The sequence below is a fragment of the Streptococcus massiliensis DSM 18628 genome (assembly GCF_000380065.1).
GTDB lineage: Bacteria > Bacillota > Bacilli > Lactobacillales > Streptococcaceae > Streptococcus > Streptococcus massiliensis.
This window is the reverse complement of record NZ_KB904431.1, coordinates 2900-27624: the sequence shown is the minus strand read 5'-3', so window position 1 is coordinate 27624 and position 24725 is coordinate 2900. Positions and strand designations below refer to the sequence as shown.

Annotated in this window: 21 protein-coding genes and 1 pseudogene; 19 read left to right on the top strand and 3 right to left on the bottom strand. The window is 37.7% G+C overall.

The window, feature by feature from the left end:
* The first annotated feature begins 2 nt into the window (after positions 1-2).
* The 7 genes and pseudogenes from A3I3_RS0109170 (at position 3) to A3I3_RS0109140 (ending at position 5906) form a co-directional block, all read left to right on the top strand.
* The gene (locus tag A3I3_RS0109170) at positions 3-317 is read left to right on the top strand and encodes a hypothetical protein (protein ID WP_018372400.1); all 315 of its coding nucleotides are present in this window, start codon (positions 3-5) and stop codon (positions 315-317) included.
* Positions 318-884 (top strand): TlpA family protein disulfide reductase, encoded by a 567-nt coding sequence (locus A3I3_RS0109165; RefSeq protein WP_018372399.1) that lies wholly within the window; start codon positions 318-320, stop codon positions 882-884.
* 12 nt (positions 885-896) lie between these two features.
* Positions 897-2024: a peptide-methionine (R)-S-oxide reductase MsrB gene (msrB, locus tag A3I3_RS0109160; protein ID WP_018372398.1), complete on the top strand. Its 1128-nt coding sequence runs from the start codon at positions 897-899 to the stop codon at positions 2022-2024.
* A gap of 59 nt (positions 2025-2083) precedes the next feature.
* A pseudogene (locus A3I3_RS10325) lies at positions 2084-2817 on the top strand (response regulator transcription factor).
* Positions 2814-4505 (top strand): cache domain-containing sensor histidine kinase, encoded by a 1692-nt coding sequence (locus A3I3_RS0109150; RefSeq protein WP_018372397.1) that lies wholly within the window; start codon positions 2814-2816, stop codon positions 4503-4505. The pseudogene A3I3_RS10325 and the gene A3I3_RS0109150 overlap by 4 nt, the downstream one beginning before the upstream one ends.
* Before the next feature lie 144 nt (positions 4506-4649).
* Positions 4650-5357 (top strand): thiol-disulfide oxidoreductase-associated membrane protein CcdA2, encoded by a 708-nt coding sequence (gene ccdA2, locus A3I3_RS0109145; RefSeq protein WP_018372396.1) that lies wholly within the window; start codon positions 4650-4652, stop codon positions 5355-5357.
* A gap of 12 nt (positions 5358-5369) precedes the next feature.
* Positions 5370-5906 (top strand): TlpA family protein disulfide reductase, encoded by a 537-nt coding sequence (locus A3I3_RS0109140; protein ID WP_018372395.1) that lies wholly within the window; start codon positions 5370-5372, stop codon positions 5904-5906.
* Between the two features lie 103 nt (positions 5907-6009).
* Here A3I3_RS0109140 and A3I3_RS0109135 read toward each other — a convergent pair whose 3' ends face one another.
* Genes A3I3_RS0109135 through A3I3_RS0109125 form a run of 3 tightly spaced genes read right to left on the bottom strand, consistent with a single transcriptional unit; the run spans position 6010 to position 8822 of the window.
* Positions 6010-7248, bottom strand: a complete 1239-nt coding sequence (locus A3I3_RS0109135; RefSeq protein WP_018372394.1) for an NAD(P)H-dependent oxidoreductase — start codon at positions 7246-7248, stop codon at positions 6010-6012.
* Positions 7249-7266: 18 nt separating this feature from the next.
* Complete coding sequence (locus tag A3I3_RS0109130; RefSeq protein WP_018372393.1) at positions 7267-7875, bottom strand: NADPH-dependent FMN reductase; 609 nt, start codon at positions 7873-7875, stop codon at positions 7267-7269.
* A gap of 20 nt (positions 7876-7895) precedes the next feature.
* A complete protein-coding gene (locus tag A3I3_RS0109125; protein WP_317857633.1) occupies positions 7896-8822 on the bottom strand; it encodes an FAD:protein FMN transferase in 927 nt (308 codons plus the stop codon).
* Positions 8823-9084: 262 nt separating this feature from the next.
* Between A3I3_RS0109125 and nox the strand changes: the two genes are divergently transcribed.
* From nox to csn2-St, 12 genes are all read left to right on the top strand, one after another.
* On the top strand, positions 9085-10458 hold the full coding sequence (gene nox / locus A3I3_RS0109120; RefSeq protein WP_018372391.1) for a H2O-forming NADH oxidase: 1374 nt from the start codon (positions 9085-9087) through the stop codon (positions 10456-10458).
* A 216-nt stretch (positions 10459-10674) separates the two neighbouring features.
* On the top strand, positions 10675-11361 hold the full coding sequence (locus A3I3_RS0109115; RefSeq protein ID WP_018372390.1) for a glycoside hydrolase family 73 protein: 687 nt from the start codon (positions 10675-10677) through the stop codon (positions 11359-11361).
* 88 nt (positions 11362-11449) lie between these two features.
* Positions 11450-12997, top strand: a complete 1548-nt coding sequence (locus tag A3I3_RS0109110; protein ID WP_018372389.1) for a ClC family H(+)/Cl(-) exchange transporter — start codon at positions 11450-11452, stop codon at positions 12995-12997.
* 151 nt (positions 12998-13148) lie between these two features.
* Positions 13149-14024 carry an iron uptake system protein EfeO gene (gene efeO / locus A3I3_RS0109105; RefSeq protein ID WP_018372388.1) on the top strand — a complete coding sequence of 292 codons (876 nt, stop codon included), beginning with the start codon at positions 13149-13151 and terminating at the stop codon, positions 14022-14024.
* Position 14025: 1 nt separating this feature from the next.
* Positions 14026-15258, top strand: coding sequence for an iron uptake transporter deferrochelatase/peroxidase subunit (efeB, locus tag A3I3_RS0109100; RefSeq protein WP_018372387.1), 1233 nt, complete (start codon positions 14026-14028; stop codon positions 15256-15258).
* Positions 15236-16924: an FTR1 family iron permease gene (locus A3I3_RS0109095; RefSeq protein WP_018372386.1), complete on the top strand. Its 1689-nt coding sequence runs from the start codon at positions 15236-15238 to the stop codon at positions 16922-16924. Before efeB ends, A3I3_RS0109095 begins: the two co-directional genes overlap by 23 nt.
* Positions 16917-17630 carry a twin-arginine translocase subunit TatC gene (gene tatC / locus A3I3_RS0109090; protein ID WP_018372385.1) on the top strand — a complete coding sequence of 238 codons (714 nt, stop codon included), beginning with the start codon at positions 16917-16919 and terminating at the stop codon, positions 17628-17630. Before A3I3_RS0109095 ends, tatC begins: the two co-directional genes overlap by 8 nt.
* Position 17631: 1 nt before the next feature.
* A complete protein-coding gene (locus tag A3I3_RS0109085; protein ID WP_018372384.1) occupies positions 17632-17811 on the top strand; it encodes a twin-arginine translocase TatA/TatE family subunit in 180 nt (59 codons plus the stop codon).
* A gap of 979 nt (positions 17812-18790) precedes the next feature.
* Positions 18791-22171: a type II CRISPR RNA-guided endonuclease Cas9 gene (cas9, locus tag A3I3_RS0109070; RefSeq protein WP_018372382.1), complete on the top strand. Its 3381-nt coding sequence runs from the start codon at positions 18791-18793 to the stop codon at positions 22169-22171.
* A gap of 171 nt (positions 22172-22342) precedes the next feature.
* Positions 22343-23266, top strand: coding sequence for a type II CRISPR-associated endonuclease Cas1 (gene cas1, locus A3I3_RS0109065; protein ID WP_018372381.1), 924 nt, complete (start codon positions 22343-22345; stop codon positions 23264-23266).
* Complete coding sequence (gene cas2 / locus A3I3_RS0109060) at positions 23256-23579, top strand: CRISPR-associated endonuclease Cas2 (RefSeq protein WP_026129793.1); 324 nt, start codon at positions 23256-23258, stop codon at positions 23577-23579. Before cas1 ends, cas2 begins: the two co-directional genes overlap by 11 nt.
* Positions 23576-24625 (top strand): CRISPR-associated protein Csn2-St, encoded by a 1050-nt coding sequence (gene csn2-St / locus A3I3_RS0109055; RefSeq protein WP_018372379.1) that lies wholly within the window; start codon positions 23576-23578, stop codon positions 24623-24625. Before cas2 ends, csn2-St begins: the two co-directional genes overlap by 4 nt.
* Positions 24626-24725 lie beyond the last annotated feature (100 nt).

Genomic DNA, 24725 nt, shown 5'->3' with positions numbered 1-24725 from the left:
CCATGCAAATGAAAAAAACAACTGTAACAATCGCACTTTTACTCAGCCTAGGCTTGCTTGGAGCCTGCTCTAGTCAAGAAAAAAAGATGGATAAAATGCATGATTCAAAGTCTAGTGTGACCAAGAAAGATGAAGTGAAAAGTGAAAAGAACATGAAAGACGACAAGAAGGATATGAAAGATGACAAGAATATGAAGGACGATAAAAACATGAAAGATGACAAGAATATGAAAGACGATAAAAACATGAAGGATGATAAAAATATGAAAGATGACAAAAACATGAAAGACGATAAAAAAACGAAAGAAGGAAACTAAATGAAAGCTAGGAAAAGTATTCCCCACCTGTTGGTGGGGTTGGCTTGTTTGTCTCTACTTGCTGCCTGTGGAAAAAATAATACTACAAACAGCAGTAGTAATACAAAAGCAGCCGAAAAAACAAGTGTAAAACAACTTAGTCAAGGACAAAAAGCAAATGACTTTACCTTGAAGGATGTAAATGGTAAGACTTATCAATTATCCAAGTTAAAAGGTAAGAAAGTATATCTTAAATTTTGGGCATCATGGTGTTCTATCTGTTTAGCAAGCTTACCAGATGCAAACGAACTAGCCGCTAAAGCTGACCCTGATACTGTAGTGTTATCAGTCGTTTCACCAAAACACAAGGGTGAAAAGTCGGAGGAAGACTTTAAAAAATGGTATAAAGGTCTTAATTATAAGTCTTTACCTGTTCTCATTGACCCAGAAGGAAAACTTCTTAAGGAATATGGGGTGCGCTCTTATCCAACAGGGGTTTACATTGGAACAGATGGCACTATAGCTAAAACTCACGTAGGTTTTTCAGAAAAATCAGAAATTGAGAAAACACTGAAAAGCATAAAATAGAGAGGTGATATCATGGAAAGCAAAAAATTCTGGCTCTTGATCCTCTTACTCGTCTTTGTTTTGGGTATTGTTTTTCTTAAATTTGGGGGCGGTCGAATTTTAGGTGACAGCGCAACAGTAAAGCAGATTAAGGAAGCATCCGTTAGCCAAGGTGCCAAATCTACCCAAAAAGAAAAGAAAACTCCTGTTGCAAATAAAGAAGACCTGCGGGAAATTTATTTAGCAGGTGGTTGCTTCTGGGGAGTGGAAGAATATTTTTCTCGTGTTAAGGGGGTTACTGATGTGACCGTAGGTTATGCTAATGGTCGTAGTGATACAACTAAATATGAGTTGCTTTCACAAACCGGACATGCTGAGACTGCACATGTTACTTATAACAGTAAGGAAACCTTTCTCCGCGAGCTTTTACTTCACTATTTTAGAATTATTGATCCAACCAGTAAGAATAAACAAGGAAATGATCAAGGAAGCCAGTATCGGACAGGAATTTATTATACGAACGCAGCAGATAAAGAAGTTATTGATCAAGTTATGGCAGAGGTAGCTAAAAAATATGATAAGCCATTGGCAGTTGAAACAGCTGCATTAAATAAATATATTTTAGCAGAAGAGCATCATCAAGATTATCTTAAAAAGAATCCAAATGGGTACTGCCATATCAATGTAAACCAAGCTTCTTATCCTGTCATTGATGCAGGAAAATATAGTAAACCGAGCGATGAGGAACTCAAGAAAAAACTATCTGCCGAAGAGTATGCTGTTACTCAAAAGAATGAAACCGAGCGTGCTTTTTCAAACCGTTATTGGGATCAATTTAAACCCGGTATTTATGTAGATATAGCGACCGGTGAACCGCTCTTCTCTTCTAAGGACAAATTTGATTCAGGCTGCGGATGGCCTAGTTTCACTCAGCCTATTAGTCCAGATGTTGTCAGTTACAAAGAGGATAATAGTTTCAATATGAAGCGGACAGAAGTTCGTAGTCGTGTGGGTAATTCTCATTTAGGTCATGTCTTTACAGATGGTCCAAAAAATAAAGGAGGACTACGCTACTGTATTAATAGCCTGTCCATTCGTTTTATTCCAAAAGAAGAAATGGAAGAAAAAGGATACGGCTATCTCTTAGACTATGTGAAATAAACCTATTATCGTAAAATTTGGTATAATGACAATAGGACAAGTCAGAGAGGAAATTAACCATGTATAAGATTATGATCGTTGAGGATGAATATTTAGTCCGCCAGGGAATTGTTTCTCTGGTGGATTTTGCGGCTTTTGACATGCAACTTACTTCACAAGCAGAAAATGGTCGAGAAGCTTGGAAAATTATTCAGGAAGAACCTGTTGATATTCTCCTGACTGATATCAATATGCCCATCATGAACGGAATTGAATTAGCACGCTTGGTGCATGAATCTTATCCGCAGACTCATATTGTTTTTCTGACAGGTTATGATGAATTTGACTACGCTCTTTCAGCCGTCAATTAGGAGCAGACGATTACCTCCTCAAACCATTTTCAAAAGATGATATTGAGGAAATGCTGAAAAAAATCCAAAAGAAATTGGTTAAAGAGCAAAAGCAGGAGCGAGTGGAGGAGTTGTTGTCAGAAAGTGAGCATTCGGATTTAGCCGAGGCTATCGCTAGTCAGTTATCAAATAGTCAGTTAACACTCAAATCACTGGCACAGGAGCTGGGCTTTAGTCCATCTTACCTTAGCGTTTTAATTAAAAAAGATCTTGGAATGCCGTTTCAAGACTATTTGATCCAAATTCGTATGAACGAAGCGAAACTATTACTTTTGACAACGGATTTAAAAATCTATGAGATTGCTGAAAGAGTAGGTTTTGAAGATATGAATTATTTTTCACAGCGCTTCAAACAAATAGTTGGTCTAACCCCACGTCAATATAAAAAAGGAGGACAAATGTGAAAAAACGTTTCTCACTCCTTATTCAACTGGTGCTCTATCTTTTTCTTCTTGTCTTAGGGCTTATAGGTGCAGTTGGGGCACTCTACTATCAAACGAGTTCCAATAGCATTAGTCAATTGACGGAGCAAAAGACTCGCGATACGATTGAGCAATCCAGTCAGTTTATTGCAGCTTATATTAATAAACTTAAGACAACGACCACGAGTTTGGCAGAAAATGCTCAGATTAAAGCTTTTGCAGGTAATTCTCAAGACATAACATCAGATACTGTAGTAAATCTTTTTAAGACGGTTTTGTCAACAGACAAGGATTTGGTTTCAGCAACTCTTGTGACCAAGGATGGACGAACTGTTTCTACTGACCCAAATCTTACAATGCAGACATCCAGTGATATGATGGCAGAAAATTGGTATCAACTTGCGATTAAAAATAGCAGCATGCCTGAGCTAACTCCTGCTAGACAGAATACTGCTAAAAACTGGGTCGTATCCGTTACACAAGAGGTTACGGATGGTGCGGGACACAATCTTGGTGTATTACGCTTGGATATTGGCTACGATACACTTGCGGGCTATTTGGATCGACTAAAACTTGGTAAAAATGGCTTTAGCTTTATTGTCAATAGTCAGCATCAGTTTGTTTATCATCCCAAGAAAAGTGTTTATTCATCGAGTCAAGAGATGGCAGCCATGAAGCCTTATCTTGGAGTTACTAATGGCTACACGAAAAAAAGAGCACAATTTGTCTACCAGCGAGTTATTCCTGATAGTCATTGGACCCTGATTGGCGTTGCCTCACTTGAAAGTCTTCATCAATTACAAAATCAGATGATGGTCTCCTTTGTTGCTATTGGTCTTCTTGCTACGCTGCTTTGTGCTCTGGCCATCTGGTTGCTTTTGCGGAGGTGGATAAAGCCTTTGAGAGATTTACAACAGTTGATTTTGAAAATAGCTGGTGGTGAAAAAGGGCTTCGTGCTAAAGAACAAGGAGCACCTGAGTTGCTGGATTTAGCATGTGAATTTAACCGCATGTTGGATACTATTGATCAACTTATGCTGGATGTTACACAGAAAGAGCAAAAAGCACGTGAATATGAATTGAAGGCTCTAGCCAGCCAGATTAATCCGCATTTTTTATACAATACTTTGGATACTATTGTCTGGATGGCTGAGTTTCACGATAGCAGACGTGTGGTTGATGTAACCAAATCATTGGCAACTTATTTTCGACTTGCTCTCAATCAAGGGCAGGAGCAGATTAAGTTAAAAGATGAATTAGAACATGTTCGTCAATATCTTTTTATCCAACAACAACGCTATGGCGATAAATTGAACTATGAAGTAGCGGAAGCAGGGGCTTTTGCTGACTATCAGTTGCCTAAGTTGGTGTTGCAACCTTTGGTGGAAAATGCTATTTATCACGGAATCAAAGAAGTAGCACATCTAGGACAGATCAAAGTTATGGTTACTGAAGAGAAAAATCATTTAGTTTTATCTGTCTATGATAATGGTAAGGGAATGCCAAGTCTTGCCAGTGAGAAAAATGGATTACGTTTAGGTGGAGTTGGTTTGAGCAACGTGGATCAGAGATTACGGCTGCAATTTGGTGAAGCCTACCATATGGAAATTGAGTCAAAAGAAAATCATTTTACAAATATAAAACTATTTCTGCCAAAAGAAATCAAATAAAGGAAAAATTCCTCTGTTAATTTTAGAGGAATTTTTTGCTGATTTATAATTTTATTTTCAAACAAAATTTATATCAATTATTTAGAATAATGATATAATAGTTTTATAGTGAAAAACGACTATATTTTTGACGAAAGGATACAGATGGAAGGAAATTTCTTTTTTATATCAGTATTTTTGGCAGGTATCTTGTCTTTCTTCTCGCCTTGCATCTTTCCGCTTTTGCCTGTTTATATAGGATTGTTGTTGGATACAGACGAGCCACGAAGTATTCGGATTTTGGGACAGGAATTTGTTTGGTATGGCTTAGTTAAGACCCTTTGCTTTATTATGGGACTTTCAACTGTTTTTTTCATATTGGGCTTTGGAGCAGGAGCTATTGGAAGCTTTTTCTATGCAACATGGTTTCGCTATATGATGGGAATTATCATTATTCTCTTAGGGCTGCATCAGATGGAAATCCTTCATTTTCAATTTTTACAGTATCAAAAAACAGTTAATCTTAAGAGAAATGCTCAACGAAATGATTTTTGGACAGCTTTTTTACTGGGAATTACCTTTAGTTTTGGTTGGACACCATGTATTGGTCCAGTTTTAAGTAGCGTCCTTGGAATTGCAGCGTCTGGTTCTAGTGGGGCTATCCAAGGCTCTCTTTTAACCTTAATTTACACTGCGGGTATGGCTCTGCCTTTTCTTATTTTGGCTCTAGCTTCTAGTTTGGTTATGCGTTATTTTTCAAAAATCAAGCCATATATGGGTATTCTTAAAAAGATAGGAGGAGCACTCATTGTTTTAATGGGAATTTTATTACTCTTAGGTCAAGTAAATAGCTTATCGGGATTGTTTGGATAATGGAGGAATGTTATGAAATATCTTAAAGGTGTACTTATAGCTTTTTTGGCTATTTTTGTGTTGAGTGCTTGTGAAAGTGCCAGTCAGTCTAATAGCAATGACCAAACTCAAACTGGGCTAGTGGGGAAAGCTGCACCAGATTTTGAGTTGCAAGATTTAAATGGCAATATTGTTAAATTATCGGACTACAAAGGAAAAAAGGTTTATTTAAAATTTTGGGCGAGTTGGTGTCCACCTTGTATCAAGAGTTTATCTGAAGTTGAAGAATTAGCGGCTAAGAAAGACAAAAAAATAGAAGTATTGACAATTGTAGCACCTGAATTCAATCAAGAAAAATCAGTGGATGATTTTAAAAGTTGGTTTGCTCAACAAGGATACTCACATATTCCAGTCCTTTTTGACAATAAGAACGCAGATACACTCAGAGCCTATCAAGTTCAGGCCTATCCAACAGAATACCTGATTGACAGCCAAGGTAAAGTAGCCAAACGTTATATTGGAGCTGTTTCAAATAAAGTTGTTGAAAAGGATATCTCAAAGATAAAATAGTATGTGACAAAACAGTTTTTGTACTCAAATATTATTTTATTTAAATGAATTGATTTTAGTATATATTAAAAGCCAAGATAAAAATCTTGGCTTTTGTAATAATTTAATGGCTTGAAGCACCTGATGTAGCGTCGGCAGGTGCATTAGCTGGAGCTCCGCCAGCATCTGAAGCACCTGATGTGGCATCTGCTCCACCATGTGGATTGTAAGCAGTAGAAGCAGCGCCGCCAACTAAGCGTTGTCCGGTTGTTTGAAGATACCAGTCCAACCAAGGCTTGAAGTTAAAGACTATTTCATTGATACCAGCGTAAGAACCGTCTGGATAATACATAGCTTGGTAGTTGTGGGTGTTAATGACACCGTCTGGTGAGCCTGGAACAAGCGTTCGGACATATTCTTCGTTCCCATTGCGAAGGCTTCCGACTACCCATTCGACATTTTTCATGCGAGCGGCAGGCAGAGAATTATGCACCGTTGACAAGCGGCTGCCAGATTGTGATGGCACACGTTTGGCAAACATGGTGTCTGGGTCTTGATGAGCGTTATTATAGTAGAGGAATTGGTTGTTGTCATCGGCATAAGTCAGCTCAAACGGCATGGACTTGAGGAACATATCGATTTGGTTGACCGTGAGAATACCGTGGTCTAGCTTGACATAAGTATCGCCAGAGACGGCACCGACCAATTCGGCAGCTTTTTCAACCCAGTCTGGGTCGTCAGGGTCAACACCTGTAATAGTCGTAGCGATTGGACGCGTGACATCCAAGTCTTCTGGTTCGATTGGTTTTGGTTTTTTCAATTTTGAAACCACCTCTACATATTTAACAAAGTTATCCAAACAAGTTTCAAGGAAGTTTACCGTGCCTTCGTTGGTGATATTGCCTTGGTCGTCAAAGGCTTCCTTGGCTTTTCCAAGCAAAAATTCATTCCCTGGAAGCGTGTAGGCATTTACGCCCGGTGCATCGAGGATTTTGCGCAGATGAACTTGGGCGCGCGAAGTCCCTTGATCGTAGTAAGAAGCACCGACAATCATGACTGGCTTATTTTCAAAAGGGTGCACCTCGTAAGACAGCCATTCGAGAACGCTCTTGAGGGAAGCGGTAATGGTGTGATTGTGCTCAGGCGTTGCGATAATCACTCCGTCAGCCCGAGTGATTTTATTGTACAAGAGACGCAACTGGAAACTTTCGTCCCATTTCTCGTCCTGATTGAACATTGGAACATCGTCAATTTCCAACACTTCCAGTTCAAATTTTAGCTTGAATTGCTTGCGAATAAATTCTAATAATTTACGATTATACGATTGCTCATAGTTTGAGCCGACAAGTCCTACAAATTTCATGTTTGTTTCCTTTCTTTCCTATAAACTTTCCCAGTCAAAATCTTCCGCTTCCTTGTGCAAAAGCTCTTGTGCGCTGGACAATTTTTCCGTGATTTTGACAAAGAGTCGGAAGTCGTCAAAGAGGGCATCCAATTTTTTGATTGTATCTAAATCAATCAAGTCACCGTCCTTGTCAAATGCTTGGAGGGAATGAGAAAGCAGAAATTCAGAACCCGGCATGACTGTTGCTTTCAATTCGGGCGAATCGAGAATTTGCCGCAGTTGAAGCTGCGCCCGTGAAGATCCGAGTGTGCCGTAAGAAGCGCCGGTAATCATGACTGGCTTGTTGAGCATGGGATAAATACCATAAGAAAGCCAAGCCAGAGCGCTCATAAGCACGGCAGGAATTGAGTGGTCGTATTCAGGCGTTCCAATGATGACGCCGTCAGCCTCATCAATTTTTGCTGCGATGTCCAGTACGATTTCAGGAACCTTTTTGTCGGCAGGCTTGTTGAAAGTCGGAATATCTTTAATTTCGACGAGTTCGATTTCCGCCTTGTTTGCAAAATGCTTTTGCATATACTGCAAGAGTTTCCGATTGGTCGATTGTTTGGAATTTGTTCCAACTAAACCGATAAGTTTTAACATAATAAATATCCTTTCTTTGTTTAGAGTAGCTGTGACTGCAAGCCAGAGCTGTAGAAGTAGTGGTTGTCGTCTGTGATGATAAAGACTTCCAGTCCCTTTTGCGCCTCAATTTGCTGTAAAATAGCAGCAGGTTCTGCTCCGAACAAACGCGTCGTCCAGATTTCGCCGTCCACCGACTTGTCAGATACAATGGTCAAGCTAGCGACAGAGGTTTCCATAGGATAGCCAGTCCTTGGGTCAAGGATGTGATGATAGCTTTTTCCTTGAAAATCAAGGCTGCGCTCATAAACGCCCGAGGTTACCACCGACTGATTTTGAACGGTGAGAATGGCTAGATTATGCCCGCGCGGCAGCTGGGGATTTTGAATGCCAATCCGCCATGGACGCCCGCTGTCTTCGTTTATTCCCAGTGTCAGCACATTTCCACCCAGATTGATAAGGGCAGAAGTGACGCCTTCCCGCTTGAGAAAATCAATGATTTTGTCAGCGATATAGCCTTTTGCTAAAGCACCGAGGTCGATTTTCATGCCCTCTTTTTGCAAGTAAACGCTTTGTTGCTCCGCATCTAAGTCAATCAAATGCGGGTCTGTCAAGGCTAGCGCTTGCTCAATCTCAGCCTGGCTGGGCACTCTTGCGTCAGCAAAGCCAATCCGCCAAGTCTGAACCAAAGGGCCGATGCTAATATTGAGATGACTTTGGGGAGCTATGCTATGCTTTTTCCCCAGCTCAATCAGCTCAAACAAGTCTGGATGAACGCAAATCTTTTCTCTTCCCGCCCCATGATTGATTTGCATCAATTCAGAACGGTCATCATTGGCGCTGAAGCGCCTTTCATAAAGTACAAGCAGAGAGAGCATTTGCTCCAGCAGACTCTCAGCTTTTTGATGCACTAAAGAAATAGTAATCGTTGTTCCCATTAAACGAATCGAGCGAGAAGCCAGCATCAGAATACAACCTTTCTTGTCTCTTCTTACTATTATACCAAATAGATAACGTTTTCACAACTTTTTCTGAAAGGGAAAATGTTTGTATAATTAAAAAGTTCACTAGAATAAGTATGAAAGTAAAAAATGAGAAAATTTTTCTGTTCTTTCGATAAAAATCTGAAAGAAATTTATATTTTTTCAAATCGTGAGCATATTTCTTGTAAACGTTACCACCCTATGATATACTTGATAAGTAAATTTATTTGAAGGTAGGAATTTTCTTATGAGTAAAATTGTAGTTATTGGTGCGAATCACGCTGGTACGGCATGCATTAATACCATGTTAGATAATTTTGGTTCAGAAAACGAAATCGTTGTTTTTGATCAAAACTCTAACATTTCTTTTCTTGGCTGTGGAATGGCACTTTGGATTGGTAAGCAAATTGATGGTCCAGAAGGTTTGTTCTATTCTGACAAAGAAAAGTTAGAAGCAAAAGGTGCCAAAGTCTACATGGAAAGTCCAGTTCTTTCTGTTGATTATGATAAAAAAGAAGTGCATGCCTTGGTCAATGGTCAAGAGCATGTTGAGCCGTACGAAAAATTGATCTTTGCGACAGGTTCTACACCGATCGTCCCACCAATTAAGGGAGTTGAGCTGGTCGAAGGAAATCGTGAATTTAAAGCAACTTTGGAAAATCTGCAATTTGTAAAATTATACCAAAATGCTGAAGAAGTGATTGAAAAACTTCAAGATAAGAGCAAGCATATCGAACGTGTGGCAGTAGTTGGTGCGGGCTATATTGGCGTCGAATTGGCAGAAGCTTTCGAACGCCTTGGCAAGAAAGTTGTTCTTGTTGATATTGTTGATACTGTTCTAAATGGCTACTATGACAAAGACTTTACAGATGTAATGGCTAAGAACTTGGAAGACCACGGTATTGAATTGGCTCTTGGTCAAACAGTACAAGCAGTCGAAGGAGATGGCAAAGTTGAGCGCTTAGTAACTGACAAAGCCACTTTTGATGTGGATATGGTTATTCTTGCGGTCGGTTTCCGTCCAAACACTGCCTTAGCTGATGGTAAAATTGAACTCTTCCGTAATGGTGCTTTCTTGGTTAATAAGAAACAAGAAACATCAATGCCGGACGTTTACGCAGTTGGTGACTGTGCAACTATTTATGATAATGCTCGTCAAGATATGAACTATATCGCTCTTGCTTCAAATGCCGTTCGTTCTGGTATCGTTGGCGCCTATAATGCAACGGGTCATGAATTAGAAGGAATCGGTGTGCAAGGTTCAAACGGTATTTCTATCTACGGACTTCATATGGTTTCAACCGGCTTGACTCTTGAAAAAGCTAAAGAGGTTGGTTATAATGCTGTTGAAACAGGCTTTAACGATTTGCAAAAGCCAGAATTTATCAAGCACGACAACTACGAAGTAGCGATTAAGATCGTTTACGATAAGGACACACGTGTTATCTTGGGTGCACAAATGGTATCTTATGAAAATATCTCAATGGGAATTCATATGTTCTCACTGGCTATTCAAGAACAAGTGACGATTGACAAATTGGCATTGACAGATATTTTCTTCCTACCGCACTTCAATAAACCATATAACTATATAACGATGGCAGCTTTGAGTGCAGAATAAATTAAAAGTAGCTGGGTTTAACTTTAACCCAGTTATTTTTTTCTAAACTATAAGAAACCCTCTGCTCGTATTTTTACAAAATGTTGGACAAATGTTAAGATTATATTAAAATATTTGGAAGAACTTGTCTATCTTTATTTTTTCTGTTATCCTAGTCTTAAGAATATGCACAAAGTAATAATTATTCAGAAGGATAAAGAGATTATGAAAAGAAGAATGAAGAAGAGTCTTAAGAGAATTGCTGTTGCAACACTTTTTTTAGCGCCAGCCCTTATTGGAATTTATGGTTTGAGCCAACATCGTGAACCGAAAGTAGTGGCTGAAACACCTCAGGTTAACAGTCAGCAAGAATTTATCCAAGCTATTGCGCCAAGTGCGGTTGAAATAGCTAATGCAAACGACCTCTACCCAAGTGTTATGATTGCACAGGCCATGCACGAGTCTAACTCTGGTCAGTCAGGTTTAGCTGCACGTTATGGCAACCTTTTTGGAATTAAAGGTGCATACAATGGAAATGCTGTATCCTTAGAGACATGGGAAGATGATGGTCAAGGAAATGCTTATAAGATTATGGATAATTTCCGAGTTTATCCATCTTGGGCAGAGTCGTTACAAGATTATGCCCGTCTTCTTCAATGGAATCGTTATGCAGGGGTGCACCGTAGTAATACCTCTACTTATCAAGATGCAACAGCAGCATTGACAGGTACTTATGCGACAGATACCAGCTATGCACAAAAGTTAAATTATTACATTGAAGCATACGGTTTGACTGCTTATGATAATAACGACAGTCAAGCTACACAAACTGGATCTGGTGTCTGGAATAGTTACCGCGGTAGATACACAAGTCAGGAAATCTTAGATGAGGATCTTGCGTGGGCAAATCGTTTTAACCACTAAAAGTCAAGAAAGCAGCTGAATAGCTGTTTTTTCTTATTGCAAAATGTGGTAAAATAAATAGGAAGATTATGATAGAGGAGGAGACGGGATGACGAAGTCATCTGATCAAAAGAAAGAGTATGAATTTGCTGCTAGTTCCATTCTTATCCAAGTTTTACGTGGAATAGCTGTAGGTATCTTTGCAGGGATTGTAGTTGGAAGTTTTCGACTTCTGATTAGTGAAATTTTTAAGTTCTTTTTCAATGCATATCAAGACAGTCATAGCCAGTTTATTTGGTTAGGTGTGATCGGGCTGGCTTATTTGTTCATAGCTTGGATCAACGCAAAACTGATTCAATCAGACAAAGATATTAAAGGATCTGGAATTCCCAATGTTGAAGCAGAACTTAAAGGTCTTATGGGCATGGATTGGTGGGACATTCTTTGGAAAAAGTTTCTTGCAGGTGTTCTAGCCATCTCAAGTGGTTTGATGTTAGGGCGTGAAGGCCCAAGTATTCAACTAGGCGCTGCCGCAGGAAAAGGACTGGGAAAATATTTTAAACTTAGTCCACTAGAACAACGGACATTAATCGCCGCTGGAGCTGGAGCAGGATTAGCCGCGGCTTTTAATGCACCGATTGCGGGTCTCTTATTTGTTGTTGAGGAAGTTTATCACCATTTTACTCGTTTTGTCTGGGTAACAACACTAGCGGCTAGTTTAACAGCGAATTTTGTATCTCAAACCATGTTTGGGCTTAAACCAGTACTGGGTATGCCTGATGTTGTCGCACACCTAGATTTGACTCGTTATTGGATTTACTTGCTATTAGGAGTGGTCTTAGGTTTAGCGGGTTATGTCTATGAATGGGCTATTTTACGAATAGGCAAAGTCTATCATTGGCTGGGTGATAAATTGCATCTGAGTCCAAATTGGTACAGCCTCCTTGCTTTTGTCCTTATCTTACCCTTAGGTTATTTTTCGCCGCAACTTTTAGGTGGAGGAAATGAGTTGATTTTGTCACTCCCAATCCATCGTTTAACATTTAGTGTACTCGTTATTTATTTTTTTCTCCGTTTTATTTTTAGTATGATCAGTTATGGTAGTGGACTTCCAGGAGGGATTTTTCTCCCTCTTTTGGCATTAGGTTCACTACTTGGAGCAGTACTGGGACATTTATTTGTAGGATTGGACTGGGTGACTGATGCACAATTTCCACTTTTCATTATTTTGGGAATGAGCGGTTACTTTGGTGCTGTTTCTAAGGCGCCGTTGACCGCGATGATTCTAGTAACCGAAATGGTAGGAGATATCCGTAGTCTGATGCCTTTAGGCATAGTAACCTTAGTTGCATATACAGTGATGGATTTGCTTCACGGGGCTCCTGTTTACGAGGCTTTGCTTGAGCAAATGCTCCCTGAAAATCTAGTTGATGAAGGAGAAACAACTTTAATTGAAATTCCTGTATCAGAAAAGATTGCAGGACGTCAGGTTCATGAACTTGAGTTGCCACATGATATTCTCATTACAACACAAATACATGGTGATAAAGAACAGACTGTCAATGGCAGCACCAGACTTTATTTGGGAGATACGATTTTACTTGTGGTCAAGAAAAATCGAATTGCCCAAGTAAAAGAGCTTTTACTAGATAATTAAGCACTCGGTTTAGAGTGCTTTTTCTTTTATAAAAAAACAGTATTAAATTTTCAGATAATTATTGCTATTTAATAAAATTTTTGGTAAAATATCTAAGTTAGAAACTTTTTAGGAAATTGAGGGAAGCTCTCATTTCTAGTTAGGAGATTATATGAAAAAATCAGCTATTCTTATTTGTTCGTCTTTATTGCTATTAACAGCCTGTGCTGCAAATAATAGCAAGACAACCGGTTCTTCTTCAAGCGATGCTAAGATCACTCTGTCATCAGCGGAAAAGAAACAACTTGACCAAGCAACAGTTGATTATAAAGCATTTGTTCAAGAGCAAATTGATAAACTTTTGACCGATACAGAAGGTTTTCGCGATCTTTTGAAAGCTGGGAAATTGGACGAAGCTAAGAAAGTCTATCCTTTGATTCGTATGGCTTATGAGCGTTCAGAGCCGATTGCTGAGACCTTCAAAGAATCTGATGAAAAAATCGATCTTCGTTTGGTAGATTATAAAGAAGAGCATAAAACCGAGGAAGGTTGGTCAGGCTACCATCGTTTAGAACGTATTATGTGGGAACAAAACACCACCGAAGGTACAGAAAAATACGCAGATCAGCTGGTAGATGATATCAAGGAGTTGAAAGCCAAAATTGCAACAGTTGAGGTCACTCCTGAGATTATGTTGACAGGTGCTGTTGACCTTTTAAATGAAGTGGCAGATACAAAGATTACTGGTGAAGAAGAGTTTTATTCTCACACAGACTTGTATGATTTCCGAGCAAACATTGAAGGTGCAGAAAAGATTTTTGAACTTTTCAAACCATTGATTGAGAAAAAAGATAGTAAACTCGCTGAAGAATTGACCAAAGATTTTAAAGAAGTCAATACAAAACTTGACTCTTACATGACTGACTCTGAAAATTATAAATTCTACACAGAATTGACCGAAAAAGATACAAAATCTCTTTCAACTTCTGTGCATAATTTAGGTGAGTCGCTAGGTAAAATGGGTGTTATTTTAAACGGAGAAAAATAAGATGACAAATGACGAAAAATGGACTGAAAAGAAAATGGATCGTCGCGAATTTCTGAAAAAAGCAGGTATTGGAGGAGCTGGATTGGCACTGGGTCTCTCTGGTGCGTCTGCTTTTTTCGGTAAACAAGCGGCTGATGAAAGAAAGTTAGTTGTTGGTGACGAAAAAATTTCTTTTTATGGTGAACATCAGGCGGGGATTATCACGCCCATGCAGAAAAATATTTACTTTGTAGTTCTAGACCTAATATCAACGGACAGAGACGAAGTGATTGCTATGTTTAAAGAATGGACCAAGCATAGTCAATGTTTGGTGGACGGCGAATTAGTAGAAAAGGATTCAGACAACGTTTATTTACCACCCAATGACACTGGTGAAGTCGTTGGGCTCAATCCTCATCGTCTAACCTTGACTTTTGGAGTTTCAAATTCTTTTCTCAAAAAAATGGGATTGGAAAAGAAAAGACCCAAAGCTTTTCGAGATTTACCTCCATTTCCAAGGGAAATTTTACGAGAAAAATACACAGGTGGAGACATCGTAATCCAGGCTTGTGCCGATGATGAGCAAGTTGCTTTTCATGCTGTGCGCAATCTAATTCGAACAAGTCGCCGTATTGTAGCTATGAAATGGAGTCAGTCAGGTTTTGCGGCAATTGGAGACCGCATGGAAACTCCGCGTAACCTTTTTGGTTTCAAAGATGGAACAGCAAATGATACGACTGAAAAACGTTTTAATGAAGTGATTTGGACCGATGAGGCAGGCTGGATGAAAGGTGGCTCTTATATGGCTGTTCGTAGGATTCAGATGTTTTTAGATACCTGGGATCGAACAAGTCTAAAAGAACAAGAAAACACCTTTGGACGCTACAAGGAAAGCGGTGCACCGCTTGGACAAAAAAATGAGTTTGACCCTGTTGATCTGAATTTACGCGATGAAAATGGCGAGCTCTTTATCCCAGTTGATGCCCATGTTCGTTTAGCGAAAGAAGCAGGTGTGCCGATTTACCGACGTTCCTATTCCTATTCGAGTGGAATTGATGACGTGACAGGACAGTTTGATACAGGTCTTCTCTTTATTGCATTTCAAAAAGATCCTGAGCAGTTTATCAAGATTCAGACGAATCTCGGAAATGATGATAAGATGAATGAATATATTACCCACATCGGTAGCGGTCTTTTCGCTTGTTTTGCAGGTGTAAAAAAAGGAGAATATCTTGGTCAAGCCTTGTTTGAATAAATATATTTTTTCCTTATTAGTCATTATTTTTATGTTTGCTAGCCCTGCTTTTGCAGCAGAGTCTTATAGTTCGCTATTTATCAAAATAACAGATGCGACAACTGCAGTCAAAAATGGAGATCAAGCAAGAGCTAAAGAGCTTGTTTCTGAACTAAAGACAGAGTTTTCAGAGACGACTAATCATGACTCAAAAGCTGGCAAAAAGGTTAGTCAAGCCTTGGAAATGACTGGCGAGGTAACAGAGGAAAAACTAACAACGATTTCAGCTCGTTTGCTAGATTTTGAAAAAGAACAAAATCCTGTTGATGTCAATGCTGAGAAGAAAAAGTTGCAAGATAAAATGTCACCGACATTTAATCATTTGCAAGAAGCTATTAGCTCAAAAAATCTCCAAGCGACTCAAAAAGCTTTTAAAAATATGAACAGTACTTGGACGACTAATGAAGCAATTGTCCGCAGCAATAGTTCTGCTCACTATGGAAAAATCGAGACAGCGATTTCATTTTTACGTTCCAGCATTGAAACAGAACCGACAGATTTTGAAGCTATTCAAAGCTCTTTTGATGACTTAAAAAATGCAATTCAAAGTTTTGTTTCAGGTGAGAAAATTGCTGCTACAAATGAAAACCTCACTCTTAAAGATGGGATTGATTTATTAAAAAAAGCACAGGAGCAATTCAAAAATGGAGATAAGAGCAAGGCAGCAGCGACGATGAAGGAATTTATCACGATTTGGCCGACGATTGAAGGAGATGTTTCCACGCGCAATTCTAGCCTTTATACTCGTGTAGAGAGTGAAAGTCCTGTTATCATGGTGCGAGGGTCTGAAGCAGAATACCAGACAAAACTCCAAGCCTTGATTGATGATTTATCAGCTATTGATACGTCTGCGAGCTATAATTTCTTCGATGCTATGTTAATCCTCTTGCGGGAAGGTATTGAGGCGCTCCTTATTATCATGGCACTCGTCTCCACTCTGAAAGCTAGCAAACAAAAGAAAGGTCTAACTTGGGTTTATGCTGGTGCAGGTTTAGGGATTCTGGCAAGTCTATTGATTGCTTACCTTCTTCAAACGCTCTTTCCAACAATGGCTTCTGGCTCCAACCGCGAAATCATTGAAGGTGCGGTAGGGATTGTGGCCGTTATCATGATGATTGTGATTGGAATTTGGCTTCACTCAAAATCATCAGTCAAGAAGTGGAATGACTTCATGGAGCAACAGATGAAAACGGTAACTGCGACAGGATCGTTTATTTCGATGTTTGCCCTCAGCTTTTTAGCTGTTTTCCGTGAGGGGGCAGAAACAGTCCTCTTTTATGTAGGGATTCTACCTCGGATTACTTTGGGACAATTTTTACTTGGAATTACCCTTGCCATTCTTGTTTTGATTGCCATTGCGGTTGCGATGACCTTTATGACCAATCAATTTAAGCCTTATAAGATTTTCTTTTGGCTGACTTGGCTCATCTATGCCCTTGCCTTTAAAATGCTAGGGGTCAGCATTCATGCTCTTCAGTTGACCAATCTATTGCCAAATCATCTTGTGAAAGGTGTGCCAACCATTGATTTCATTGGATTCTACCCAAGTCTAGAGACGATACTTTGTCAGATAATTTTTGTTGCTATCATTATTTATGCAACTGTAAGGAATCGTCAACATGGATAAAAAAGAACAAACGGTAGTGGAGCACCTGACTGAGTTTAGAAGACGTTTTATTTGGGTTTTAGCTTGGTTTTTTGTAGTTTTTTGTCTGAGTCTGCTTTTTTCAGATAGCCTTTATCGCTATTTGACAGCAGGTTTTCAGCAAAAATTAATTGTACTTGGGCCAAATGATATTTTATGGATTTACATTAGTCTAGCAAGTTTGATGGCTTTTAGCTTGACCCTGCCGTTTACAGTTTATCAAATCTGGGCTTTTATCCGTCCAGCCTTGAAAGCGAGTGAAGCACGTGCTGTGTCAGGCTATATTCCTGCAACTTTTTTCTGCTTTGTTGCAGGTCTTGCCTTTGGTTATTATTTTGTCAGTCCAGCGATTTTACAAGTTTTGCTTTCTCTAGGACAGGGTCTGTTTGATACGCAGTTGACCGCGCAAAACTATCTGACTTTTTTACTCCATACAAGTCTTCCGATCGCTATTTTATTTGAATTACCTGTTTTAGTTGCTTTTTTGACCTCCATAGGCTTGCTAAATCCTAATTATTTGGTAAAATATAGACGGTATGCTTACTTTGTTTTGCTAGTCATAGCAGTGGTCATCACTCCCGCTGACTTTATCAGCGATTTAACTATGACGGTACCTCTGCTTTTAATTTTTGAGTTGAGTATTTTGATTAGTAAGCACATTTTTCATAAAAAAGAAAAGAGGAAATAAAATGGGAATTTTACGAGATATTGGTGCACCAGGCTTGATTATCTTGATTCTAGGAGCACTTTTGATCTTTGGACCTAAACGCTTGCCAGAGCTTGGTCAAGCAATCGGAAAAATGTTTTCTGAGTTTAAAAAATCAATGAATCAAACAGAAGAAAAGTCCGATGAAAAGAAAGATGAATGAAATTTGAACTTTATCTTCACTGGACTTGGTATAATAAAGTGAACACGCAATTAAGTGAAAACGAGGAAAAGAATTATGCCAAGAAAAACATTTGATAAAGCTTTTTCTTAGCTGCTGTTAAGCTTATTCTTGAGCTGTAAAAATCGTGGGAGAAACTTTAGGAGCTCATCCTAATAGCTTATATCGCTAGCTTCAAAAATACGAAAAATATGGTGAAAGTGCATTTCCAGGTCATGGAAGTGCACTTTGTCATGCTCAATTTGAGATAAAGAAGTTTGTAAAAGAAATAGATTGTTAAAGGAGGAGCTTGAGCTTCTAAGAAAAGTTCCAGGTCTTGAGAAGCCAAGCCGAAAATAAAGTTCCAATTTCTAAAGAAGAATAGCGCTAGCCTAACTATTCATCATGCTTGTCAAACACTCTAAGTATTCTGTTCAGGCTTCTATGCTTATTTAAAGCATCGCCCATCTCATCTTCAAGACAGGTTGAGAATGAGACCTTGAAGGAAATGATTAAAGCAATTTTCTATGAACATAAAGAACGCTACGAGAGTGTACGAATTACTCAGGAACGACTCATGTTAATCATAAACGTATCGGCAGACGGCTTCATGAGCTTTGTCTCTATGCCAAAGGAAGTCGCCATAAATATAAATACCCTAACCCTAAATGTCTCCATTCAGCTTTAGGGTATCAATCGCCTTTAGAATTTGAAAGAAAGAACCATTAATTCTCTTAATTTTGTGTCTATTTTTTCTTGACTTGTCCCCCCAATCGTTAGATTTTTCGTCTAACTTTTTTTGGGGGGGGAGTACACTTTAGAGTGCTTTTCTTTTGCGAAAGTTGATAATGTAACATTATCAATCTAAAAAAACTATATCATGAATTGAATATTTTTAAAATCATTATGTTAATATTTTTATTTTTTAAACAATAGGTATATACTTATCTTAAGCATATAATAATAAAAAGGAGACAAATATATGAACGGTTTAGTTCTTGGTTTAGATATTGGTGTAGCATCTGTTGGAGTGGGAATTTTAGATAAGAAAACAGGTGAAATTAAGCATGCTAATTCTAGGATTTTTCCAGCGGCGACAGCTGATAGCAATGTGGAGCGTCGCGGATTTAGGCAAGCAAGAAGATTGTCACGTCGCAAGAAGCACCGCGGAAAACGGCTACTTGATTTATTTGAGGAATACCAGCTTTTAACTGATTTTTCTAACCTTTCTCTTAATCTTAATCCCTACCAATTACGTGTTAAGGGGATGAGAGAGAAATTGACCAATGAGGAATTATTCATTGTGTTGAAAAATATCGTAAAGCATCGCGGAATTAGTTATCTAGACGATGCGGCAGAAGATGACAACAATTCCTCTAGTGAATATGGAAAAGCGGTTGAAGAAAATCGTAAATTGCTTGAAGATAAAACGCCGGGACAAATTCAGTTAGAGCGTTTTGAAAAATATGGACAAATTCGTGGTGATTTTACAATTATAGATGAAAATGGAGAAAATCATCGGCTAATCAATGTTTTTTCTACCTCAGCATATAAAAAAGAGGCGGAGAGAATTTTAAGAAAGCAACAGGAACTTAACGCAGCCATTACAGATGAATTTATAGAAAGCTATATCAAAGTTTTAACAGGAAAAAGAAAATATTATCACGGACCAGGAAGTGAAAAATCACCAACGGATTATGGTCTTTATAGAAAAATTAACGGGAAAACAGAAAAAATAGCAGATAATTTATTTGGCATTCTCATTGGAAAATGTAGCTTTTATCCCGAAGAGTATAGAGCGCCTAAAGCTTCTTACACTGCGCAGGAATATAATTTGTTGAATGACTTAAATAATCTAACTGTTCCAACCGAAACGAAGAAATTAAGTGAGGAGCAAAAGCACCAAATTGTTGAATATGCTAAAACGGAAAAGACTCTGGGTGCGAAAAAGTTGTTACAGTATATTGCCAAGCTCACAAATGGAACATTTGATGATATTAAAGGGTATCGGATTGATAAGAGCGATAAACCCGACATCCATACCTTTGAAGTCTATCGAAAAATGCAAACAATAGAAACCATTGATGTGGCAATTTTACCGCGCGAAACTATGGACGAACTTGCTCATATTTTGACTTTAAATACAGAGCGCGAAGGAATTGAAGAAGCGATAAAGAAAGAGTTTCTGAATCAATTTAGTGAGCAGCAAATTCTTGAACTTGTTCAATTCAGAAAGAAGAATAGTTCTTTATTTGCTAAAGGGTGGCACAGTTTTTCAATTAAGTTGATGAAGGAGTTAATTCCTGAATTGTACACGACTTCAGAAGAACAAATGACCATTCTGACACGTTTAGGGAAACAAAAGGCGAAAGAGACATCCAAGCGAACCAAATATATTGATGAAAAAGAATTGACGGGAGAGATTTATAATCCAGTTGCTGCCAAAGCTGTCCGCCAAGCCATTAAGATTATCAATCTTGCAACCAAAAAATACGGTATTTTTGATCATATTGTCATTGAAATGGCACGCGATAAGAATGAAGAAGACGAGAAAAAAGAAATTCAGAAGAGGCAAAAAGCCAACGAAGATGAAAAATCAGCAGCAATGAAAAAAGCCGCAACTCTCTATAACGGCAAAGTTGAGCTGCCTGACAGTATTTTTCATGGGCACAAGGAATTAGCTACTAAAATTCGTCTTTGGTACCAACAGGAGGAAAGATGTCTTTACACTGGAAAGAAGATTGATATTCAAAATCTAATTCACAATCAGCATATGTATGAAATAGATCATATTTTGCCTTTGTCTCTTTCGTTCGATGATAGTCTTGCCAATAAAGTTTTGGTTTTAGCGACTGCTAATCAGGAAAAAGGACAGAGGACACCTTTTCAAGCTATAGATACTATGGATGATGCTTGGTCATTTCGAGAAATGAAAGCTTATGTGAATGGTTTGAAAAACTTCAGTAAAAAGAAGAAAGAATATTTACTAACGGAAGAAGATATTAGTAAAATTGAGGTCAAACAGAGATTTATTGAGCGTAATCTAGTTGATACTCGCTATGCGTCACGAGTGGTTTTGAATAGTTTGCAAGACTTTTATAGACAGAATGATTTTGATACCAAGATTTCTGTTGTTCGTGGACAATTTACTTCGCAACTCAGAAGAAAATGGAAGATAGACAAGACACGTGACACCTATCACCACCATGCTGTAGATGCCCTTATTATTGCGGCATCTTCTCAACTGAGACTATGGAAAAAACAGGGCAATCCACTCATTTCATATAAAGATGGACAGTTTGTTGATCCTGAAACAGGTGAAATTCTATCTCTAACAAATGACGAATACAAGGAACTTGTTTTCCAGCCGCCCTATGAACATTTTGTAGAGACATTGAAAAGCAAAAAATTTGAGAATAGTATCTTGTTCTCTTATCAGGTAGATTCAAAATACAATCGGAAAATTTCTGATGCGACTATCTATGCGACACGCCAAGCCCAACTTGGAAAAGATAAATCAGAAGAAACTTATGTCTTAGGCAAGATAAAAGATATTTATAGTCAGTCCGGTTATGACGATTTTATTAAGCGTTATCATAAAGATAAAACTCAGTTTCTTATGTATCATAAGGATCCAGTCACTTTTGAGAAAGTCATCGAAAAGATATTGGAGGTTTATCCGGATAAAGAGCTTAATGAAAAAAATAAAGAAGTGCCCTGCAATCCTTTTGACAAATATCGTAAAGAAAATGGTCCTATCAGAAAGTATAGTAAAAAAGGAAAAGGACCAGAAATTAAGAGCTTGAAGTACTATGATAACAAATTAGGTAATCATATTGATATTACACCGAATAATAGTCAAAACAGGGTCGTTTTGCAATCTCTAAAACCTTGGAGGACAGATGTTTACTTTAATGGTCAAACTGGAAAATATGAGTTGTTAGGATTGAAGTATGCAGATTTGCAATTTAAACAAGGTGGTGGCTATGGACTTTCCTTAGAAAAATATAAGGAAATCAAATGTCGAGAAGGCGTAGCGGAACATTCAGAATTTAAGTTTACTTTACATAAGAATGATTTGATTTTAATCAAGGATACCGAAAGCGGGGAGCAGCAGTTGTTTAGATTTTTATCTAGAACAATGCCCAACCAAAAACATTATGTTGAATTGAAACCATATGACAAAGCTAAATTTGAAGGTGATCAAAAATTGATGAAGATTTTCGGCTCAGTGGCGAAAGGAGGACAATGTTTGAAAGGTTTAAACAAATCCAATCTCTCAATCTATAAAGTAAAAACCGATGTTCTCGGTGACAAACATTTCATCAAAAAAGAGGGTGAGCAAGCAAAACTCGATTTTTAAAAAATTTTTAAAAAAGAATTGCAAATAGCTCTGCAAAGGTTTATAATAGTAAATGTGAGGGACGCCTTACACAGTTACTTAAATCTTGCAGAAGCTACAAAGATAAGGCTTCATGCCGAAAACAAACACCCTGTTTTAACAGGGTGTTTTTCGTGTTATAAAGGGGAAATTATGACTTGGAGAATTGTACACATCTGCCAAAGTGAGAAAATGAGATTGAAATTGGATAATCTCTTGATTAAAAAATTAGGTGAAGAATACACCATACCTTTGAGCGACATTTCAATTATTGTAGCAGAAGGCGGGGACACAGTTGTAACTTTACGCTTGCTGAGTGCTTTGAGCAAATATAATATTATTTTAATTGTTTGTGATAATGAGCATTTGCCAACGGGCATTTATCATGCTCAAAACAACCATTTTAGAGCTTATAAGCGTCTTCAAAATCAGTTGATGTGGAGCCAAGAGCAAAAGGATAAACTATGGCAGATAGTCACTTACTTTAAAATTAACAATCAACAAGATGTTTTGGCTATGCTTGAAAAGAATATTGATTGTATTCAGAAGTTAGCGGATTACAAGGATCATATCGAACTAGGAGATAAAACAAATCGTGAAGGGCACGCGGCTAAAGTGTATTTCAACGAATTATTTGGAAAGAAGTTTACTCGAGTAACCCAGCAAGAAGCGGATGTAATCAACGCGGGGTTAAATTATGGTTATGCAATCATGCGAGCTCAGCTAGCACGAATAGTGGCAGGGTATGGTTTAAATCCTTTAATTGGAATTTTTCATAAAAATGAATACAATCAGTTTAATTTAGTAGATGATTTAATGGAGCCGTTTCGGCAAATTGTAGATGTGTGGGTATATAAACACCTTAGAGAAGAAGAATATCTAAAATATGAGTCGCGGCTCAGCCTAACAAATTTATTAAATGCTAAAATCAGATATGGAAAAGAAACATGCTCGGTTACTGTTGCTATGGATAAATATGTCAAGGGATTTATCAAGTGTATTGATGACAAAGATACGACAAAATTCTATTGTCCCGTTGTTTCGAGTGTAGAATGGAGTGAGCAGGTTGAGGTATGAGGCTATGAGATTACTTTGTTTTTTTGATTTACCAATGGAAACCAATCAAGAAAAAAGAGTTTATAGAAATTTCCGAAAGGAACTAATTGCTAATGGATTTGAAATGCTTCAATTCTCTGTTTATTATCGCACTTGCCCCAATCGAAGTTTTGCTAGTAAATTTTATAAAAAATTACAGCAAAGCCACTTACCAAGTGGCAATGTGCGGTTGTTAGCCGTCACAGAAAAACAATTTTCTGAAATGGTGTTGATCATTGGCGGAAAAACGAAACAAGAAGAAGTGATTAGTGATAACAAGTTGGTGATTATATGAAAATGAGTTTTACGCATCCTTATAAAGAAAATGTTTCTATCAGTTTTGGGCAATTTACTCAAGTGGTGGGACAAGAGCAACAGTTGAAGTATTATATCTGGCAGTTACTGATTTGGTATTTTGAAGGCAAAAAGTACAAAGTAGAAGACTTGTCATTGTTTGAACAAGAAGAGCCTAAAATTATGCTAGATGAAAAAGAACTGAAGAGAACGGAATATAAAGTTTTGTCAATTGCCAATATTCAAGATTTAATTGAACAAATGGTTTATAAAAAAGGTACGATTGCTTTTGACTATTTAAAAATCAAAATGAGCCATCTGGATATTGTAGAGCAAATTGATTCTATCAACGATAAGTTAGAAAAAATTTCTGATATTGTAAATCAAGGATTAGAATTAGAGATTGGAGAAGTCGCTTACCATATAGAGAGCGTTTATTTTAATACAGAACAACTCATTCTTAAGAACTTTTTACCCTATTTTGGAGTGAAACAGCAAAACATTTCTTTTGAATTTGTTGATAATGAAACAAAATTTTTGATGTTCTTAGAAATGTTAGCAGTGGTTTTAGAAAAAGAAACAGATAAGACCATATTGCTACTAAGGAATATGGATGACTATTTGACCTATTCTTCTTTTAGGATTTGTTGTCAAAAATTACAAGAATTATGCGAAATTTTTCCTAATCTGAATATTATTATTTTTCCTTCTAATGAGGGCTATCTTTATGTTAATAAAGAAAATATTGAAAATGTGAATATTTTTTCTGACTTGCTTGAGCATTTATATGAATTTCCTTTTATGTATGAAAGATTTATTGGGCAATATCCTTCTAATGATATACTTAGTGAGGAAGAGTTTTTGCATTCTTTGCAAAAGAATGCAGGCTATTTATTCACGACAGATATCGACCATGTAAGTTTATCTATCTCTGATATGGTTGCAATAAAGATTATCAATCATTTGTACCATTATGATAAGAAAATAGATTTTCAGTATCATCGTCCTAATCAGCTTTTAATTAACTTTCTGGAGGACAGTCATTGACATTCGCTCTCGAAGAATTTATAATGAATATACGAGTACAAAAACCAAAAAAGTTTCATTTGAGGTTTTTGTACTCTCAAGATTTAAGTAACTGTAAAAC

What these genes read in the sequence shown, in the direction of transcription:
- nox (WP_018372391.1), top strand. Translation starts at nt 9,085, where the DNA reads ATGAGTAAAATTGTAGTTATTGGTGCGAATCACGCTGGTACGGCATGC.
- A3I3_RS0109115 (WP_018372390.1), top strand. Translation starts at nt 10,675, where the DNA reads ATGAAGAAGAGTCTTAAGAGAATTGCTGTTGCAACACTTTTTTTAGCG.
- A3I3_RS0109130 (WP_018372393.1), bottom strand. Translation starts at nt 7,875, where the DNA reads ATGTTAAAACTTATCGGTTTAGTTGGAACAAATTCCAAACAATCGACC.
- ccdA2 (WP_018372396.1), top strand. Translation starts at nt 4,650, where the DNA reads ATGGAAGGAAATTTCTTTTTTATATCAGTATTTTTGGCAGGTATCTTG.
- A3I3_RS0109110 (WP_018372389.1), top strand. Translation starts at nt 11,450, where the DNA reads ATGACGAAGTCATCTGATCAAAAGAAAGAGTATGAATTTGCTGCTAGT.
- A3I3_RS0109135 (WP_018372394.1), bottom strand. Translation starts at nt 7,248, where the DNA reads ATGAAATTTGTAGGACTTGTCGGCTCAAACTATGAGCAATCGTATAAT.
- A3I3_RS0109140 (WP_018372395.1), top strand. Translation starts at nt 5,370, where the DNA reads ATGAAATATCTTAAAGGTGTACTTATAGCTTTTTTGGCTATTTTTGTG.
- csn2-St (WP_018372379.1), top strand. Translation starts at nt 23,576, where the DNA reads ATGAAAATGAGTTTTACGCATCCTTATAAAGAAAATGTTTCTATCAGT.
- efeB (WP_018372387.1), top strand. Translation starts at nt 14,026, where the DNA reads ATGACAAATGACGAAAAATGGACTGAAAAGAAAATGGATCGTCGCGAA.
- A3I3_RS0109170 (WP_018372400.1), top strand. Translation starts at nt 3, where the DNA reads ATGCAAATGAAAAAAACAACTGTAACAATCGCACTTTTACTCAGCCTA.
- cas9 (WP_018372382.1), top strand. Translation starts at nt 18,791, where the DNA reads ATGAACGGTTTAGTTCTTGGTTTAGATATTGGTGTAGCATCTGTTGGA.
- efeO (WP_018372388.1), top strand. Translation starts at nt 13,149, where the DNA reads ATGAAAAAATCAGCTATTCTTATTTGTTCGTCTTTATTGCTATTAACA.
- A3I3_RS0109085 (WP_018372384.1), top strand. Translation starts at nt 17,632, where the DNA reads ATGGGAATTTTACGAGATATTGGTGCACCAGGCTTGATTATCTTGATT.
- tatC (WP_018372385.1), top strand. Translation starts at nt 16,917, where the DNA reads ATGGATAAAAAAGAACAAACGGTAGTGGAGCACCTGACTGAGTTTAGA.
- msrB (WP_018372398.1), top strand. Translation starts at nt 897, where the DNA reads ATGGAAAGCAAAAAATTCTGGCTCTTGATCCTCTTACTCGTCTTTGTT.
- cas1 (WP_018372381.1), top strand. Translation starts at nt 22,343, where the DNA reads ATGACTTGGAGAATTGTACACATCTGCCAAAGTGAGAAAATGAGATTG.
- A3I3_RS0109165 (WP_018372399.1), top strand. Translation starts at nt 318, where the DNA reads ATGAAAGCTAGGAAAAGTATTCCCCACCTGTTGGTGGGGTTGGCTTGT.